Raw genomic sequence first — 19396 nt, 5'->3', positions numbered from 1 at the left:
CAAAGAACGAATTGGACGTTTAAAAACGTCATTGGTGGAGTCTAGGGGGATCGAACCCCTGACCTCCTGCGTGCAAAGCAGGCGCTCTCCCAGCTGAGCTAAGACCCCGTTATAAGAGAATGGTGGGCCTAAATGGACTCGAACCATCGACCTCACGCTTATCAGGCGTGCGCTCTAACCAGCTGAGCTATAGGCCCCTCACAACAGATAATTTAATTATAGAGAGTTCAATCGATCTCTCAAAACTAAACAAACAAAGAACGTGAAACTTGTCTGGCTCTTACGTCCAGCTTTTATCCTTAGAAAGGAGGTGATCCAGCCGCACCTTCCGATACGGCTACCTTGTTACGACTTCACCCCAATCATCTGTCCCACCTTAGGCGGCTGGCTCCTTACGGTTACCCCACCGACTTCGGGTGTTACAAACTCTCGTGGTGTGACGGGCGGTGTGTACAAGGCCCGGGAACGTATTCACCGCGGCATGCTGATCCGCGATTACTAGCGATTCCGGCTTCATGTAGGCGAGTTGCAGCCTACAATCCGAACTGAGAATGGTTTTATGGGATTGGCTCAACCTCGCGGTTTTGCAGCCCTTTGTACCATCCATTGTAGCACGTGTGTAGCCCAGGTCATAAGGGGCATGATGATTTGACGTCATCCCCACCTTCCTCCGGTTTGTCACCGGCAGTCACCTTAGAGTGCCCAACTGAATGCTGGCAACTAAGATCAAGGGTTGCGCTCGTTGCGGGACTTAACCCAACATCTCACGACACGAGCTGACGACAACCATGCACCACCTGTCACTCTGTCCCCCGAAGGGGAAAGCCCTATCTCTAGGGTTGTCAGAGGATGTCAAGACCTGGTAAGGTTCTTCGCGTTGCTTCGAATTAAACCACATGCTCCACCGCTTGTGCGGGCCCCCGTCAATTCCTTTGAGTTTCAGCCTTGCGGCCGTACTCCCCAGGCGGAGTGCTTAATGCGTTAGCTGCAGCACTAAAGGGCGGAAACCCTCTAACACTTAGCACTCATCGTTTACGGCGTGGACTACCAGGGTATCTAATCCTGTTTGCTCCCCACGCTTTCGCGCCTCAGCGTCAGTTACAGACCAGAAAGCCGCCTTCGCCACTGGTGTTCCTCCACATCTCTACGCATTTCACCGCTACACGTGGAATTCCGCTTTCCTCTTCTGCACTCAAGTCCCCCAGTTTCCAATGACCCTCCACGGTTGAGCCGTGGGCTTTCACATCAGACTTAAAGGACCGCCTGCGCGCGCTTTACGCCCAATAATTCCGGACAACGCTTGCCACCTACGTATTACCGCGGCTGCTGGCACGTAGTTAGCCGTGGCTTTCTGGTTAGGTACCGTCAAGGTACCGGCAGTGACTCCGGTACTTGTTCTTCCCTAACAACAGAGCTTTACGACCCGAAGGCCTTCATCGCTCACGCGGCGTTGCTCCGTCAGACTTTCGTCCATTGCGGAAGATTCCCTACTGCTGCCTCCCGTAGGAGTCTGGGCCGTGTCTCAGTCCCAGTGTGGCCGATCACCCTCTCAGGTCGGCTACGCATCGTCGCCTTGGTGAGCCGTTACCTCACCAACTAGCTAATGCGCCGCGGGCCCATCTGTAAGTGACAGCCGAAACCGTCTTTCAGCTTTTCCTCATGAGAGGAAAAGGATTATCCGGTATTAGCACCGGTTTCCCGGTGTTATCCCAGTCTTACAGGCAGGTTGCCCACGTGTTACTCACCCGTCCGCCGCTAACCAACGGGAGCAAGCTCCCATTGATTCGCTCGACTTGCATGTATTAGGCACGCCGCCAGCGTTCGTCCTGAGCCAGGATCAAACTCTCCAAGAAAGTTGATTAGCTCAAAAATGTTACGTTGGCTTCGTTTCAAAAAAGAAACGAATATTATTGTTTGTTTACACGTCTTGTTTGTTTAGTTTTCAAAGGTCGATTTTCTCAAATCGCTCAGAAGCGACTTTAATAATATAACATTTTTAAAAACCATTGTCAACATCTTTTTACTTTTTTCTTTTAGAAGAAGGTAAGTAATTTGCTGACTAAATGATTATAACAGGGGACAGACATATGTTCAAGTGAAAAATAAAAAAAGAGGAACAAAAATAATGTTCCCCTTTCAATCGATCTTATTCTTCATCTGGAGATTCGATATCATCGCCATCTTGAACATCTTCATCTTGTTCCTCTTGGACTTCTTCTTTCTCTACTTTTGCCACTGTTGCCACAAACTCATTTTCGCCTTCTTTCATGCTGATGAGTTTGACACCAATTGTGTTCCGCCCCATTGTGGATATACCTGCTACATCCATGCGAATCAGGACACCACCAGTTGTGATCAGCATGAGATCTTCTTCACCGGTCACGGCTCTCATTGAGACGAGATTTCCGTTTTTCTCTGTGATATGGCATGTTTTAATCCCTTTACCGCCTCTGCCTTGAATGCGATATTCAGAGGCCGGGGTACGCTTGCCATAGCCGTTTTTCGTTACAATCAGGATATCGTTGTTTTCTTCGAGCACTTCCATGCCGACGACCTCATCATCACTGTCTAAGGTAATCCCTTTTACTCCGGTAGCCGTTCTTCCCATGGATCTTACGTCTGTTTCCGGGAAGCGGATGAGCATCCCTTTCATGGTACCGATAATGATGTGCTTACTTCCATCCGTTAGACGGGCTGAGATTAACTCATCATCTTCACGAAGATTTAAGGCGATCAAGCCATTATTACGAATATTTGCAAAGGATGAGAGTGGTGAACGTTTCGATATTCCTTCTTTTGTTGTAAAAAACAAGAACCAGTCATCAACAAACTCTTCTACAGGAATAATCGCATTTACCCATTCTCCCTTTTCAACACCAAGAAGATTGATAATCGGAATTCCTTTCGCAGTACGGCTGTATTCAGGAATTTCATACCCTTTGGAACGGTAAACCTTTCCTTTATTTGTAAAGAATAGGATCGTATCATGTGTTGAAGTGGTGATTAGGTGCTCGACAAAGTCATCTTCATTCGTCCCCATACCTTGAATACCGCGGCCGCCGCGTTTTTGGGCACGATAGGTTGAAACCGGCAGTCGTTTAATGTAACCATTATGGGTTAAAGAAATAACAATATTTTCTCGTGGAATTAAATCTTCATCCTCAATATTCTCAAGACCGCCTGTCAAAATTTCAGTACGGCGGGTATCGTTAAACCGTTCTTTGATCTCAAGAAGCTCTTCTCGGATGATTTCAAGGACTTTCTCTTCATCCGCTAAAATGGCTTTTAATTCAGCAATTAGCTTCACTAAACCTTGATATTCTTCTTCAATTTTTTCTCTTTCCAATCCGGTTAAACGCTGTAAGCGCATATCCAGAATCGCTTGAGCTTGTTTTTCAGAAAGATTAAATTCAGTCATTAACCCTTCACGGGCAATATCCGTTGTCTGCGAGTTACGAATTAGGGTAATGACGGCATCTAAGTGATCTAACGCTATACGTAATCCCTCTAGTATATGGGCGCGTGCTTCCGCTTTCCTTAATTCAAACTCGGTTCTCCTGCGTATTACTACTTTTTGGTGGTCTAAATAATGCACTAAACACTGCTTTAGATTGAGCACCTTTGGATGGCCGTCAACAAGGGCTAGTGTGTTAATACCAAAACTTGTTTGAAGTGCCGTTTGTTTATAAAGATTATTCAAGAGGACATTTGCATTCGCATCTTTACGAACCTCAATGACAATTCTCATCCCTCTGCGGTCTGATTCATCTCTGAGGTCGGTAATTCCCTCAATCTTTTTATCACGGGCTAGTTCAGCAATCTTTTCAATCAATTTTGCTTTATTTACTTGGTAAGGTAATTCATTAACGATGATAACTTCTTTTCCATTTGACTTTTGTTCAATTTCTACTTTTGCACGTAGTGTTATTGATCCTCTTCCTGTTTCGTATGCTTTACGAATACCACTCCGACCAAGTATACTTCCTCCCGTCGGGAAATCAGGACCAGGGATAATTTCCATTAATTCCTGAGTGGTTATTTCAGGGTCATGACTTACAGCTAAGACTCCATCAATGACCTCACCAAGCTGATGCGGCGGGATATTCGTTGCCATCCCAACGGCTATTCCCGTAGTCCCGTTGACTAATAGGTTAGGAAAGCGTGCTGGCAGAACAACTGGCTCTTTTTCTTCACCGTCATAGTTAGGTTGATAATCAATGGTATCTTTGTTGATATCACGTAACAATTCCATGGAGATTTTGGACATTCTGGATTCTGTATAACGCATGGCAGCCGCGGCATCACCATCTACAGACCCAAAGTTTCCATGACCATCTACAAGCATATAACGATAGTTGAAATCCTGTGCCATACGGACCATGGTTTCATAAACAGCTGAATCACCATGCGGGTGATATTTACCGATAACATCCCCAACGATACGAGCTGATTTTTTATACGGTTTGTCTGAATGGATTCCAAGGTCATGCATAGCATAAAGAATCCGGCGATGTACCGGTTTTAGCCCATCGCGGACATCTGGCAGGGCACGTGAAACAATAACACTCATGGCATAGTCAAGAAATGATGTTTTCATTTCTTGACTAATATTAATCTCTTTAATTTGAGGATTTGGTGTTTCAGTCATTATTGGTACCTCCTATTTTGGGTGACAATAAACCTTAAACGTCTTCACTGTAAACGAAAAAAGGAGGATAGTGGTCACCCCTCTACCCTTTTTCTACTCTAACCTTTAAATATCCAGGTTCTTAACGTATTTTGCATTTTCTTCGATGAAATTTCGGCGTGGTTCTACTTTTTCACCCATTAACATTTCAAATGTTTCATCTGCTTCAATCGCATCTTCAAGATTAACTTGAAGCATGCTTCGGTTGGATGGATCCATGGTTGTTTCCCATAATTGTTCAGGATTCATCTCGCCCAAACCTTTATATCGTTGGATATTTGGCTTGGGTGAACTTGGCAGTTCGGCGAAAATTCGATCTAGTTCTTTGTCATCATAAGCATACTCAACTCGTTTACCCTGTTGAACTTTATATAATGGCGGCTGGGCAATATAGACATAACCAGCTTCTAATATTTGCCTCATGTAACGATAAAAGAAAGTTAGGATGAGTGTTCGAATATGAGCGCCATCCACATCCGCATCTGTCATAATTACGACTTTGTGATATCGGGCTTTCGATATATCAAATTCTTCTCCGATTCCTGTTCCAATAGCTGTAATCATCGCCCGCACTTCATTGTTAGAGAGAATTTTATCAAGTCGCGCTTTCTCTACATTAAGGATTTTCCCCTTTAATGGCAAAATGGCTTGGAAATGCCGGTCGCGTCCTTGCTTGGCAGAGCCGCCAGCAGAGTCTCCCTCTACGATATAAATTTCACTTTCAGATGGATCCTTTGAGGAACAATCCGCTAATTTCCCAGGTAAACTGGAAACCTCCAGTGCACTTTTCCGCCTTGTCAGTTCCCTTGCTTTCTTGGCCGCAAGTCTTGCTCTTGCTGCCATTAATCCTTTATCGACCACTTTTCTTGCCACTGTTGGATTTTCCAGCAGGAACTTTTCGAAGTGGGCTGCAAACACGGCATCTGTAATCGCTCTGACTTCAGAGTTACCGAGCTTCGTTTTGGTCTGGCCTTCAAATTGAGGGTCGGGATGTTTGATCGAAACAATGGCCGTCAAGCCTTCACGAACATCCTCCCCGGAAAGATTTGCATCATTTTCTTTAATAAGTCCATTTTTCCGAGCATAATCATTAATGACTCTTGTTAATGCCGTTTTAAACCCGGATTCATGTGTACCACCCTCATAGGTGTGGATGTTATTGGCGAAGGAGTAGATATTTTCGGTATAACCCTCGTTGTATTGCAGGGCCACTTCCACACTGATTCCTTCACGGTCGCCATCAATATAAATCGGCTCTTCATGGATGACTTCTTTTGTGCGGTTTAAATGTTCAACGTAGGATTTAATCCCGCCTTCGTAATGATACTCGTTATGTTTATTTTCAACGCGCTTATCATCGATGGTTATTTTGATCCCCCGGTTAAGGAAGGCAAGTTCACGCAGTCTCGTTGCAAGAATGTCATACTCATATTCCAATGTTTCAGTGAAAATTTCGCCATCAGGCTTAAAATGGGTAATTGTTCCTGTAACATCCGTTGTTCCGATTACTTTCAAATCCTCGACCGGTACACCTCGTTCATATTTTTGATAATGAATCTGTCCGTCGCGGTGAACAAACACTTCAAGCTCCGTGGAGAGTGCATTTACAACCGAGGCACCGACACCATGCAATCCGCCGGAAACCTTATAGCCCCCACCGCCAAATTTTCCGCCGGCATGGAGGACGGTCATGATGACCTCTACAGCAGGTCTGCCCATTTTCTCTTGAATTCCTACAGGTATTCCACGGCCGTTATCCTTTACTGTAATGCTGTTATCCTTTTCAATGACAACATTGATTTCATCGCAATATCCAGCTAACGCCTCATCAATACTATTATCAACGATTTCCCAAACGAGATGGTGCAGCCCTTTCCCGCTTGTAGAACCGATATACATACCAGGTCTTTTTCTTACAGCCTCTAGGCCCTCTAACACCTGTATTTGCTCTGCGCCATAGGCTTGTTCCTGAACTTCTTTTTGTTCCAATGTCACCTTCGTCACCTGCACTTTCTTACCAAAATAACGCTATAATTTCGTGCTAAATCTATATAAAATTTTAAAATTCCGGTATATTAATTTGACTTGAACGTTTTTTTAATGTTCCGGATGCAATTGGGGATAAATAGACTTTGTCCTGTGTAATCACAATTGACTTAAAGGGGTTTTTGGAAAGGTTGATTAATTGGTCTTCATGATGTTTTAAAAACTCTTCAACCATTTCAGAAGAATGAACACTCTCTTTATCTAGAATCGAAATAATATCCTTTGCCCTGATATTAAGGTCTTCCCCAATATGAATATACACATTTCCACCTCAATCCACTTTATGAATCACGCCAGAGGCGACATTAAATGTTGAAGCATCTTTTAACGTTTGATGATGAATGCCATCAACACTTGTGGTCGTCACAAATGTCTGAACCCTGCCTTGAATGGTATTAAGCAGATGGGATTGGCGGTAATCATCCAATTCTGATAACACATCGTCCAGGAGTAAGATGGGATACTCGCCAATTTGAGAATGAATTAATTCAATTTCAGCCAGTTTAACAGAAAGAGCCGTTGTCCGCTGTTGTCCCTGCGAACCAAATGTTTGCACATCCCGATTATTGACAAAAAACAACAAATCATCCCGATGCGGACCAAACAGAGTTGTCCCTCTGTCGATCTCTCTCTCCTTGACTTTTGCAAATTTTTCCTCGAATAGTGTTATCATTTTCGACAAATCTTGTTCTTCTAATACATCCACTGAAGGTTTGTATTCGATTTTCAGTGATTCCAATCCTCTTGAAATTCCGTTATGAATGGGTTCGGCCCATTTTTCCAGCATTCTGAGGAACTCAAACCTCTTCATAATGATCCTTGTGGCCACTTGAATAAATTGTTCCGTTAAGATGTCAAGCATGGTTTGGTCGGTTTGTTTTTTTATCTGCATCATTTTTAAAAAATGATTGCGCTGTTGAAGTATTTTTTGATATTGACTCATATCATGTAAATAAATTGGCGAAACCTGGCCAATTTCCATATCAATAAATCGCCGCCTTACCTGCGGGCTTCCTTTTACCAAGTTCAGATCCTCAGGTGCAAACATCACGACATTTAGATTGCCGACATATTGACTTAATTTCTGCTGCTCAATATGATTGCATTTTGCTTTTTTGCCCTTTTTGGAAATCACTAATTGCAAGGGCAGGGAACTGTATTGCTTTTGAACCCTTCCTTCTATTTTAGCATACTCTTGATCCCAGCGAATAAGATCTTTGTCATTGGACGTACGGTGGGACTTCGCCAGCGCTAAAACGTAAATGGATTCCATTACATTTGTTTTCCCCTGGGCATTTTCCCCCAGAATGACATTGACTTTATTTTCAAATTCCACAGATAATGTTTCGTAATTTCGATAGTTTGTTAAGGCTAATTGTTCAATATGCATGAAAAGACACCATAGCTACTCGACAATCAGAAATTCGCCGAAGCCGGGAATCTCCACTTTGTCACCTGCACGAAGCTTCCTTCCTCGTCTCTGATCTTGTTCACCATTTATAAAAATGTCATTTTCACTTAAAAACCATTTTGCCATTCCACCTGTTTGGATTACATCAGCCAATTTTAGAAATTGACCCAATGTAATATATTCCGTGTCTACTTTTATTTTTGCAGGCATCGTTTTTCACTCATTTCTGAAATGGTCTCAATACTTTATTTTACTAAAAAAATTGTCAAGTTACAAAGAAAACAAAAAAGAAAAGAAAGCCGCCAAACAAGTGGCGGCATTATTAGTCTTTAATACGTTCTGACAGGCAAAATGAGCTGTAAAATTGATTCATCATGAAGCGGGCGGATCACAAATGGACGCATTGCCCCTGTAAAACTGATTTGAATTTCTGTCCCTTCAAGAGCCTTAAGGGCATCCATCATATATTTCGCACTAAAGGAAATTTTTAATTCTTCTCCTTCAATGGATCCGCTTTGGATTTCCTCGACTACCTTCCCGATTTCCGGTGTATTGGAGGAAACTTCAATAATTCCTCCTTCATTTGTTGCAAATTTCACGACGTTATTTCTTCCCTCACGTGCAAGCAGGGACGCCCTGTCAATTGCTTGAAGGAATGCTTTTGTATTGATGGTCACATCGGTTTTGCTTTCATTTGGAATCAGTCTAGATGTATCAGGATAGTTTCCTTCCAGCAGTCGCGAGAAAAATAATAAATGCTTAGCTTTAAATAAAATTTGATTTTCGGTAATAACGATATCGATTAATTCATTTGAGTCATCAATGATTTTACTTAATTCATTTAAACTCTTTCCAGGAATGACCACATTATAGACTGTTTCAGTTTCTGTTTCGATCATTGCCTTTCTTAGTGCAAGACGATGGCTGTCTGTTGCAATACAGGTTAATTCCCCATTTTCAATTCTCCAGTTTACACCTGTCAAGATAGGGCGTGTTTCTGAGGTGGACACTGCGAAAAAGGTCTGTCTGATCATGGCTTTTAATAGATCAGTCGGGATATGGAATTTATTATTTTCTTCAATTTGCGGAAGATGCGGATATTCCTCTGCATCAAGGCCATTAAGGTTAAATTCGGATTTACCTGAACGAATGACCGTTTGTAAAGATTTTAGAACTTCGATTTCGACTGAATCAGTAGGGAGTTTTTTGACGATTTCACTAAAAAACTTCGCTTGAAGGACGATAGAACCCGACTGTTTTATTTCAACAATTTCATCCCCAGCTTCCTCTTTTGGAATAAAGGATTCAATTGAAATATCAGAATCACTGCCAGTTAAGGTAACTCCTTCATCCGTAGCAGTAATTTTAATTCCCGTTAAGATCGGGATAGTGGTTCTGGATGTGACGGCTTTCATGACATCTTGAACACTTTGAACGAGGTGATCCCGCTGGATTATAAATCTCATTTTCGTTACCCTCCGTTTTTTTAAGCATATTTTTAATGGCTATAACATATATTATTAAGATTTTAAAAAAATAGTAGAAGTACTAGTAGGGCCTGTTATTATGTGGATAACTAACTAAAACAAAGGAAACACAGTCTATCCACATGTGGACAGACTGTGTATAAATCTTAAGGGGTTATTCACAAAAGGAACAATGGATTTAGACCTTCAATAATTCATTTAGTTCTTTTACCTGTTTTTGCAGCTGAGAATCTGTCTGAAGCATTTTTGAAATTTTTTCATGGGCATGGATAACAGTCGTATGATCACGGCCACCAAACTCTTCTCCTATTTTCGGTAAAGAATGGTCAGTTAATTCGCGTGATAAATACATCGCAATCTGCCTTGGAAAAGCAACGGATTTCGTTCTCTTTTTTGCCTTAAAGTCCTCTAATTTTATACTGAAATGCTCACCAACTACCCGCTGGATTTCATGGATTGTAATCACTTTTGGTTTTGAGCTTGGAATGATATCTTTCAATGCCTCTGCTGCTAAGTCGGCATTGATATCTTTATTAATTAATGAGGAATAGGCAACAACACGGATGAGTGCGCCTTCTAACTCACGGATGTTCGAGTCAATTTGATTGGCGATATAAAGCATGACCTCATTTGGAATATCCAATCCTTCAGCCTTCGCTTTTTTTCGCAAAATAGCGATCCTTGTTTCCAGATCCGGCGGAGTAATATCCGTAATCAGTCCCCATTCAAATCGGGAGCGTAATCGATCCTCGAGCGTAGGAATTTCCCTTGGCGGCCGATCACTGGAGATAATAATTTGTTTACTTTCTTCATGCAGCGCATTAAAAGTATGGAAAAATTCTTCCTGGGTTGATTCTTTTCCCGCTAAAAACTGAATATCATCAATTAGCAGGACATCGACATTTCGATATTTATTGCGAAAACTCTCCGCTTTATTGTCACGAATCGAGTTTATGAACTCATTTGTAAATTTTTCCGATGATAAATAAACCACTTTTGCCGCTGGATTATGGTCCAATACATAATGGCCAATTGCATGCATTAAATGGGTTTTACCGAGCCCGACTCCTCCATAGATAAATAAGGGATTGTAGGCTTTTGCTGGTGCTTCCGCAACTGCAAGCGATGCCGCATGGGCAAAACGGTTGCCTGAACCGATAACGAATGTATCAAAAACATATTTAGGATTTAAAATATTTTGAGGAAATTCAGTTTGGTCCTCATCCTTTTTTGTCTTTTTTGGAGGTGATGGCACATCTGGCTCTTCCTCATTCTTATTATGCGGAATTATAAATTTTACAGATAGCTCTTCCCCGGTTATTTCATAAAGAATTCCGGAAATCAACTGAGAATAACGCTCCTCCAGCCAATCGCGGGCAAATTCATTCGGTGCTGTTATCACAAGCAAATCACCTTGCAGGGTATGTGCTTTTGTTGACTTTAGCCATGTATCAAAGCTGGGCTTGCTAATCTTTTTCTCTATATTGGCTAGCGCTGCATTCCAAAGATCCGCAATATTTTCCAACGAGTTTCCCTCCCTTTTTTCAGATTCTATTAATATGGATTAACTTCTCTTCTCTTTAAAAAAGAACTATCTGGCTCCTCATTTTCTAGGTTATACAAGCTGTACAATCTAGCAATTTATAATTATACAAAACGATGATTGTGGAAAAATATATAATAAGGAAATAAAGTGGAGTTTCGACAATATCCACTCCTTGTGGACAAGTTTCTGCAGTATCCAGAATAATCTATCCACACATTATCCACAATCTGTGGATAACAGATATGGGAGAAAAAGTTATTCAGAGTGAAAACACAAATATAATATCAAATAATAGCAAGGTGTGCAATGATTTTTCTGTATTTATCCACAACACCAGCATTATGTGCATAGAATTTGTCCACAAGGACTGGCTTTGTGAAAAACCTGTCGATAACTTGTGGGAAGCATAGAATTTTGTCGATTTTTTTATCCACAGCCAATTATTTCGCCTTTTAGAGATGTATTATTAGAATTTCTAACTTTTAGCAGAAAAATGTATTCAATAATAATTGGAAATGGGAAACAATATGAGGAGAGCAGTTGACAATTTCATGTGGACGTCTTTATAATAGATAAGACTCTGTTTTATTCGAGAGCTATTCCTCAGGGAGGTGTCATATAATGAAAAGAACGTATCAACCAAATAAACGTAAACATAGTAAAGTTCACGGTTTCCGCAGTCGTATGAGTTCAGCAAATGGACGTAAGGTTCTTGCTCGCCGTCGTCAAAAAGGAAGAAAAGTATTATCTGCTTAGGCCACTGAAACGCTCAGTGGTCTTTTTTCTAACCAAAAGGGAATAATGTTTACCAGTATTCTCCCTTAGGAAGGTGTTTTTTGTGAAAAAAGAATTGCGGATCAAAAAGAATAAAGAGTTCCAAACAGCATTCCAAAAGGGGCATTCTTTTGCCAATCGGCAATTTGTTGTCTATGCATTAAAGAAGGAAGAACAAGTTTCCTTTCGAATTGGATTGTCAGTCAGTAAAAAAATCGGAAATGCTGTGACAAGAAATCAAATTAAAAGATACGTAAGGCAAGCTATATTTGAATTAAGCGATGAATTAGCGGCAGGGAATGATTATGTGATTATAGCGAGAAAGCCTGCAGCTGAGATGGACTTCTTTGAGGTGAAAAAAAGCTTAACACATGTTCTAAAGGTCGGGAAGGTTCTGAAGAAATGACGACTTGGACATAATAATTATAAATTTTGCCAAATATCCGCTTGGAATTGCAGGTGAATTTTATAAAAAAATGCTAAAATAACCTTTGGAAAAACCTCTATACATAATGAATTACCACATATTTTATAGTTTCTTTTTAGATAGGAGGAAAATTTGGTTGAAAAAACGAATATTACCATTGGTCGGTTTGTTGTTATTATTCTTGCTGCTGTCAGGATGCTCGCAAATTAAGCAGCCGATCACGCCTGAGAGTACGGGTATTTGGAATCAGTACATTGTCTATCCGTTGTCTTGGTTAATAAAGGCGGTCGCGCATTCACTAGGGGGAAGCTATGGTCTCTCCATTATTCTTGTTACGATCCTGGTTCGATTGGCCATTTTGCCGCTCATGATTAAACAGACAAGAAGTTCCAAAGCGATGCAGGCGCTTCAGCCGCAATTAGCCGAGTTGAAAAAGAAATATAGCTCCAAGGATCAAAAGACACAACAAAAGCTGCAGCAAGAGACGATGGCGTTATTTCAAAAAAATGGGGTCAACCCAATGGCTGGCTGTTTTCCGCTAATAATCCAAATGCCAATCTTAATTGGGTTTTATCATGCGATCTCAAGAACTCGGGAAATTTCCCAGGACAGCTTCCTATGGTTCGATTTAGGGCATAAGGATCCCTATTATATTTTACCGATTATTGCCGGTATCACCACGTTTATTCAGCAGAAAATGATGATGGCCGGAACGGAAAGCCAGAATCCGCAAATGGCCATGATGGTATGGATGATGCCGATCATGATTGTGATTTTTGCTTTTAATTTCCCAGCGGCTCTTTCCTTGTATTGGGTAGTCGGGAATATGTTTATGATTGTTCAAACCTATTTTATTAAAGGACCGGATTTAAAGGCGCAGGCCACCGGCAAAGCGGGAGGAGCAAAAAAGTGAAACAGGTAACTGCTACAGGGCAAACTGTCGAAGAAGCAGTAGAATCAGCTTTAGCTCAATTACAGACAACAAAAGACCGCGCAGAAGTAGACATCATTGATGAGGGGAAAAAGGGGATATTTGGTATTTTCGGGTCGCGCCCCGCAGTAGTAAAGGTATCAGTGATTATTGACCCAATTGAAGAGGCAAAGAAATTCATCCGGCAGGTAAGTGAACAAATGGGCACAAGCGTGGAAATTGAGGTAAAACGTGAGGGTAAAAATGTTTACTTTGTCCTGACTGGTGAAAAAATTGCCCTATTGATCGGAAAAAGGGGTCAAACCCTCAATTCCCTTCAATATTTAACCCAGCTTGTGATTAATCGTTTTGCGAATCAATACTTAACGGTGATTTTGGATGCGGAGGATTACCGCAGCCGAAGAAACGATACGCTTATTCAATTAGCACACCGCTTGGCTCAGAAAGCCTTGAAAACTGGAAAAGATGTGGCATTAGAACCAATGCCGTCCTATGAGCGTAAAGTGATTCATACCGCTTTAGCTGAGAACAAACGGGTAAAAACCTTTTCAGATGGTGCAGAACCACACCGATTTATTGTGATTACCCCGGCAAAATAAATGTTCCGAGCAGACATCCTATCAATGAGATAGGATGTTTTTTTATGCCATTTTTCTGTTAGTTGTGTATAACATTTGGGCGGGAATATACGTTTTATTGTTATTCACATGTGGATAAGTTAAAATAATAAATAAACCATCTTTAGTTGTGGATAATTCGAATGCTTTTTATGCAGAAAATGATGTGGTATTCTAGTAATTTGGAATTCATAATCTCAACTTCAAATAGATCATTTTTTAGTAAGTGTGGTGAAAGAAATGGAATTTGATACAATTGCGGCAATTTCAACGCCAATGGGAGAGGGAGCAATCGCCATTGTCCGGCTTAGCGGTGATGATGCCGTCGCCATTGCTGACGCGCTGTTTAAAAGTATCAGCGGTAAAAGACTTGCAGCAATGCCAACCCATACGATTCATTATGGGCATTTAGTGGATCCGGAAAATGGCCAGGTCGTCGAAGAAGTGATGCTCTCGATCATGAAGGGGCCGAAGACCTTTACGAAAGAGGATGTTGTTGAAATCAATTGCCATGGAGGAATTGTCTCAGTTAATCGCGTGCTGCAGCTCGTCTTAAATAATGGAGCGAGATTGGCTGAACCGGGTGAATTCACAAAACGTGCCTTTTTAAATGGTCGAATCGATCTTTCTCAGGCGGAGGCCGTGATGGATTTAATCAGAGCGAAAACAGACAGAGCCATGAATGTTGCACTCGGACAAATGGAAGGACGCTTATCAAGACTCATTCGCGGATTAAGGCAGGAAATATTAGAAATCCTCGCCCATGTTGAAGTGAATATTGATTACCCTGAATATGATGATGTCGAAGAAATGACTCATAAAATGATGGTAGAAAAAGCCCTTTATGTCCGGGAGGAAATCAGGAAGCTTTTGCAAACCTCTCAACAAGGGAAAATTTTACGAGAGGGTTTGTCCACCGTTATTGTAGGCCGACCGAATGTCGGAAAATCTTCTCTGCTTAACAGCCTCGTTCATGAAAATAAGGCGATTGTCACGGACATTCCCGGGACAACCCGCGATGTGATTGAAGAATACGTCAATGTGAGAGGTGTTCCGTTAAGACTTTTGGACACAGCAGGAATTAGAGAAACGGAAGATATTGTGGAGCGAATTGGCGTGGAGCGGTCCCGCCAGGTATTAAAAGAAGCAGATTTAATTTTGCTCGTTTTAAATTACTCCGACCCGTTAACAATGGAAGATGAGAATCTTTTTAAAGCTGTGGAGGGGATGGACGTCATTGTGATTGTCAACAAAACAGACCTACCGCAGCAAATAGATATGGAACAAGTGGAAAAGCTGGCAGCAGACCATAAATTAGTCACGACATCGCTCCTTGAAGACCGCGGTGTGGACGAACTGGAAGAAGCAATCGCCTCCCTTTTCTTTGCAGGAACCATTGAAGCCGGTGATATGACCTACGTCTCGAACAGCCGCCATATTGCCTTATTAAATCAAGCACAAAAGGCGATTGAGGAAGCCATTGATGGTGCCGAATCGGGAACGCCGATCGATATCGTACAAATTGATCTAACAAGGGTCTGGGAGCTTCTTGGTGAAGTAATAGGTGAAAGTGTACATGAAAGCTTGATTGATCAGTTATTCTCGCAGTTTTGTTTAGGAAAATAATAATTTTTACATTCCGAGAAATTCGGAAATTGGAGGAGCAACAATGCAATACGAAGCTGGAAGTTTTGACGTCATTGTCGTCGGTGCCGGTCATGCCGGCTGTGAGGCTGGCCTTGCGGCGGCGCGGCTCGGTGCAAAGACTTTAATGATTACCATTAACCTCGATATGGTGGCATTTATGCCATGTAATCCATCTGTTGGAGGGCCTGCAAAGGGAATTGTCGTGCGTGAAATTGATGCCCTGGGCGGGGAAATGGGGAAAAATATTGATAAAACCTATATCCAAATGAGGATGCTCAATACTGGCAAAGGCCCTGCTGTCCGTGCCTTAAGAGCACAGGCTGATAAATTTGCCTATCAGCATGAGATGAAAAATACATTGGAAAATGAACCGAATTTGACCTTGCTGCAGGGAATGGTTGAAAAACTGATTGTTGAAGATGGCACTGCGGTTGGCGTCATGACGAAAACAGGTGCGGTTTATCGCTCGAAAACAATCGTGATCACAACCGGAACTTACCTTCGTGGTGAAATTATCCTCGGAGAATTGAAATATTCAAGCGGCCCGAATAATCAGCAGCCATCCATTAAATTATCCGAGCATCTGGAAGAGCTTGGCTTTGAACTTGTTCGTTTTAAAACAGGTACACCACCAAGAGTAAACAGTTATACGATTGATTACAGCAAAACGGAGATTCAGCCAGGGGATGAAACGCCGCGTGCTTTTTCCTATGAGACAACCAAATATATTACCGACCAGCTTCCATGCTGGTTAACCTACACAAATGAACAAACCCATTTATTGATTGATCAAAATTTGCATCGTTCCCCGATGTATTCCGGAATGATCAAAGGGACAGGTCCGCGTTATTGCCCTTCGATTGAAGATAAAGTGGTTCGTTTTAATGACAAACCAAGGCATCAGATTTTTCTAGAGCCTGAGGGCCGAAATACTCAAGAAGTATATGTTCAAGGACTGTCAACAAGCCTGCCTGAGGATGTTCAGCAGCAAATTCTAAAAACCATTCCAGGTCTTGAGAACGTGCAAATGATGAGGTCCGGCTATGCGATTGAATATGATGCCATCGTTCCTACTCAGCTGTGGCCGACTTTAGAAACAAAAGTGGTCAAAAACCTGTATACAGCGGGTCAAATCAATGGAACATCAGGATATGAGGAGGCCGCAGGGCAGGGCATAATGGCCGGTATTAATGCCGGATTAAATGCATTAGGCCTTGATGAGCTCGTGCTGAGCCGTTCCGATGCATATATTGGCGTCCTGATTGATGATTTAATTACGAAAGGAACTAATGAGCCGTATCGTTTATTAACTTCAAGAGCGGAATATCGTTTATTATTGCGCCATGATAATGCTGATTTACGGTTAACTGAAATTGGCCATAAGATTGGACTAATTCCAGATGAGCGTTATGAAAAATTTATCGCGAAAAAAGACGCGATTGAAAGAGAAAAAGAGCGGCTTTGGTCAACCATCATTAAACCGCAGGCCGCGGTTCAGGAACTCATTAAAAGTTTAGGCGGAAGTGAACTGAAGGATGGAATTCGTGCTTCCGATTTATTAAAAAGGCCAGAAATGACGTATGAGCATATTGAAATGCTGGCACCATGTGATAGTCCTTTAGATATGGATATTAAGGAACAAGTGGAAATCCAAATTAAATATGAAGGATATATTGAAAAATCACTGCAGCAGGTTGAGCGTTTAAAGAAAATGGAGAATAAGAAAGTACCCGAAGATATTGATTATGATGTGATTAATGGCCTCGCGACTGAAGCAAGACAAAAGCTGAAAAAAATCAAGCCATTATCCATTGCCCAAGCATCACGTATTTCCGGGGTAAACCCGGCCGATATCTCCATTCTCCTTGTGTACTTAGAACAAGGGCGGATCGCACGGATTTCGAATGAAATATAGAAAAGCGGAAGCGCCTTGTTCAGGGGCGACAAGCACAAGACGAGCCGGCAAGAAGGTTGCTCTTTAACCTTCTTGCGGATTGGCTTGTGACCTCGAGCCCCTAGGCGCTGTAGCTGGACAATTAGCGAGGAAGAGTTGCCAATGATTATTGAACAATTTACAGCCATGCTTTCAGAAAAGGGGATCACTCTTACCGATACACAGCTGGATCAATTTGAAACGTATTATAAGACCCTTGTGGGGTGGAATGAAAAAATGAACCTCACGGCGATCACGGATCAAGAGGATGTTTATTTAAAACATTTTTATGATTCCATCACGGCCGCCTTTTACTTTGATTTTTCCAAGCCCTTTCACCTTTGCGATGTCGGGGCTGGAGCGGGGTTTCCGAGCATTCCGTTAAAAATTGCTTTTCCGCACATTCAGGTAACCATTGTTGATTCACTCAACAAGCGGATTTCATTTTTGCATCACCTTGCAAGTGAATTAAAGCTGGACAAGGTTCAGTTTATTCATGACCGTGCCGAGACATTTGGAGTCAATCCAGATTTTAGGGAAACCTTTGATGTTGTCACGGCTAGGGCAGTGGCAAGAATGTCCGTATTGAGTGAGCTTTGCTTACCGTTGGTAAAGGTTGGCGGCCACTTTATTGCAATGAAGGCTGCTAATGCCAATGAGGAGCTGGAAATCGGGCAAAAAGCAATCACCACCCTTGGTGGAAAATTGGAACATAAGTATACCTTCACTTTGCCAATTGAAGAAAGTGAGCGGAGTATCTTAGTCATTAAGAAAGAAAAGCAAACACCTAAAAAATACCCGAGGAAGCCGGGGACACCTGGAAAAATGCCGATAGAATAAGGAAATTTTATGAATAATTTCATTTTTCCATAAAAGTCAAATGGTATAGCAGGATGTTAAGATAGAAATGGAGAATTAAATATTAGGGAGTTTTCGTAAAGGTGGTGTTGGGGATGAAACATACATTTACACGCTTTTTTGGCTTTGGAGAAAAAGAAGAGCAAGAGCAGGAGCTTGAGCTTGAGCTTGATAAAGACCTGAATATAGAAAAATCCGATGAAATTAGGAAAATACCCATTGACCTAATTGTGCCGAACCGTTTCCAGCCACGAACGGTTTTTGACGATGAAAAAATAGAAGAATTATCGCGGACCATTCATATTCATGGAATTATTCAACCCATTGTGGTCAGGCAGTTTGAAACAGAAAAATATGAAATTATCGCGGGTGAACGGCGCTGGCGTGCGATGAAAAAACTTGGCTGGGACACAGTGCCGGCTATTGTAAAAAATATGTCAGATACAGAAACAGCTTCGGTTGCCCTCATCGAAAACTTGCAGCGCGAGGAATTATCACCTATTGAAGAAGCGATTGCTTATGGCAAGCTGCTGGAACTGCATAATTTAACGCAAGAGGCTCTCGCCCAGCGCCTGGGCAAAGGGCAGTCAACCGTTGCGAACAAGCTTCGACTGCTTAAATTACCGCAGCCAATCCAAGAGGCCTTATTAAGTAAAGTCATTACCGAGCGGCATGCACGCGCATTAATTCCGTTGAAAGATCCGGAAAAACAGGTATTCCTATTAGGGGAAATCATTGAAAGAAATCTCAATGTGAAACAGACCGAAGACCGTGTCTACAAACTGCTGGAACAAAAAAATCAAAAGCCAAAGCCGAAAAGGAAGGCCTTTAGTAAAGATATGCGAATTGCTGTCAATACAATCAGGCAATCCTTATCAATGGTGTCGGATAGCGGAATAAATCTTGATTCAGAAGAAGAAGAATTTGACGAATTTTACCAATTTACCATTCGGATACCAAAGAAAAAATAAATGTACTTTTTAGGACCAAACGGAATATCGTTTGGTCCTTATTTTCACCCAAATTATGGTA

At 41.8% G+C, this 19396-nt stretch carries 15 protein-coding genes, 2 tRNA genes and 1 rRNA gene; 8 read left to right on the top strand and 10 right to left on the bottom strand.

Going from position 1 to position 19396, the window contains the following annotated elements; genetic code table 11:
- Window positions 1-32 precede the first annotated feature (32 nt).
- From ACZ5XR_RS27200 to dnaA, 10 genes are all read right to left on the bottom strand, one after another.
- Window positions 33-108 (bottom strand) — tRNA-Ala (locus tag ACZ5XR_RS27200).
- Window positions 109-120: 12 nt separating this feature from the next.
- A tRNA-Ile gene (locus ACZ5XR_RS27195) sits at window positions 121-197 on the bottom strand.
- 106 nt (window positions 198-303) lie between these two features.
- Window positions 304-1853 (bottom strand): 16S ribosomal RNA (locus ACZ5XR_RS27190).
- 293 nt (window positions 1854-2146) lie between these two features.
- A complete protein-coding gene (gyrA, locus tag ACZ5XR_RS27185) occupies window positions 2147-4648 on the bottom strand; it encodes a DNA gyrase subunit A (RefSeq protein WP_464499545.1) in 2502 nt (833 codons plus the stop codon).
- Window positions 4649-4753: 105 nt separating this feature from the next.
- Entirely contained in the window at window positions 4754-6676 is a 1923-nt protein-coding gene (gyrB, locus tag ACZ5XR_RS27180) for a DNA topoisomerase (ATP-hydrolyzing) subunit B (protein WP_464502451.1), read from the bottom strand.
- Window positions 6677-6746: 70 nt separating this feature from the next.
- Complete coding sequence (remB, locus tag ACZ5XR_RS27175) at window positions 6747-6995, bottom strand: extracellular matrix regulator RemB (RefSeq protein ID WP_464499544.1); 249 nt, start codon at window positions 6993-6995, stop codon at window positions 6747-6749.
- Between the two features lie 9 nt (window positions 6996-7004).
- A complete protein-coding gene (gene recF, locus ACZ5XR_RS27170) occupies window positions 7005-8123 on the bottom strand; it encodes a DNA replication/repair protein RecF (protein WP_464499543.1) in 1119 nt (372 codons plus the stop codon).
- 15 nt (window positions 8124-8138) lie between these two features.
- On the bottom strand, window positions 8139-8354 hold the full coding sequence (yaaA, locus tag ACZ5XR_RS27165) for a S4 domain-containing protein YaaA (protein WP_464499542.1): 216 nt from the start codon (window positions 8352-8354) through the stop codon (window positions 8139-8141).
- A gap of 119 nt (window positions 8355-8473) precedes the next feature.
- Window positions 8474-9610: a DNA polymerase III subunit beta gene (dnaN, locus tag ACZ5XR_RS27160; protein ID WP_464499541.1), complete on the bottom strand. Its 1137-nt coding sequence runs from the start codon at window positions 9608-9610 to the stop codon at window positions 8474-8476.
- Between the two features lie 199 nt (window positions 9611-9809).
- Window positions 9810-11156 (bottom strand): chromosomal replication initiator protein DnaA, encoded by a 1347-nt coding sequence (gene dnaA / locus ACZ5XR_RS27155; RefSeq protein ID WP_464499540.1) that lies wholly within the window; start codon window positions 11154-11156, stop codon window positions 9810-9812.
- Between the two features lie 642 nt (window positions 11157-11798).
- On the opposite strand from dnaA, the gene rpmH reads away from it, so the two are divergent.
- From rpmH to noc, 8 genes are all read left to right on the top strand, one after another.
- Window positions 11799-11933, top strand: a complete 135-nt coding sequence (gene rpmH, locus ACZ5XR_RS27150; RefSeq protein WP_063255153.1) for a 50S ribosomal protein L34 — start codon at window positions 11799-11801, stop codon at window positions 11931-11933.
- 82 nt (window positions 11934-12015) lie between these two features.
- Window positions 12016-12357 (top strand): ribonuclease P protein component, encoded by a 342-nt coding sequence (gene rnpA / locus ACZ5XR_RS27145; protein ID WP_464499539.1) that lies wholly within the window; start codon window positions 12016-12018, stop codon window positions 12355-12357.
- Between the two features lie 157 nt (window positions 12358-12514).
- Window positions 12515-13291, top strand: a complete 777-nt coding sequence (gene spoIIIJ / locus ACZ5XR_RS27140; protein ID WP_464499538.1) for a YidC family membrane integrase SpoIIIJ — start codon at window positions 12515-12517, stop codon at window positions 13289-13291.
- On the top strand, window positions 13288-13908 hold the full coding sequence (gene jag / locus ACZ5XR_RS27135; protein WP_464499537.1) for an RNA-binding cell elongation regulator Jag/EloR: 621 nt from the start codon (window positions 13288-13290) through the stop codon (window positions 13906-13908). Before spoIIIJ ends, jag begins: the two co-directional genes overlap by 4 nt.
- Before the next feature lie 258 nt (window positions 13909-14166).
- On the top strand, window positions 14167-15552 hold the full coding sequence (gene mnmE, locus ACZ5XR_RS27130) for a tRNA uridine-5-carboxymethylaminomethyl(34) synthesis GTPase MnmE (protein ID WP_464499536.1): 1386 nt from the start codon (window positions 14167-14169) through the stop codon (window positions 15550-15552).
- A 43-nt stretch (window positions 15553-15595) separates the two neighbouring features.
- A complete protein-coding gene (gene mnmG / locus ACZ5XR_RS27125; protein ID WP_464499535.1) occupies window positions 15596-17488 on the top strand; it encodes a tRNA uridine-5-carboxymethylaminomethyl(34) synthesis enzyme MnmG in 1893 nt (630 codons plus the stop codon).
- Between the two features lie 141 nt (window positions 17489-17629).
- On the top strand, window positions 17630-18346 hold the full coding sequence (gene rsmG, locus ACZ5XR_RS27120) for a 16S rRNA (guanine(527)-N(7))-methyltransferase RsmG (RefSeq protein WP_464499534.1): 717 nt from the start codon (window positions 17630-17632) through the stop codon (window positions 18344-18346).
- A gap of 113 nt (window positions 18347-18459) precedes the next feature.
- Window positions 18460-19335 carry a nucleoid occlusion protein gene (gene noc / locus ACZ5XR_RS27115; protein WP_464499533.1) on the top strand — a complete coding sequence of 292 codons (876 nt, stop codon included), beginning with the start codon at window positions 18460-18462 and terminating at the stop codon, window positions 19333-19335.
- The last annotated feature ends 61 nt before the right edge of the window (window positions 19336-19396 follow it).

Source organism: Neobacillus sp. Fa239, from assembly GCF_055395235.1.
Note: the sequence above shows the minus strand (reverse complement) of the source record. Positions and strands in the feature narration are given on the sequence as shown.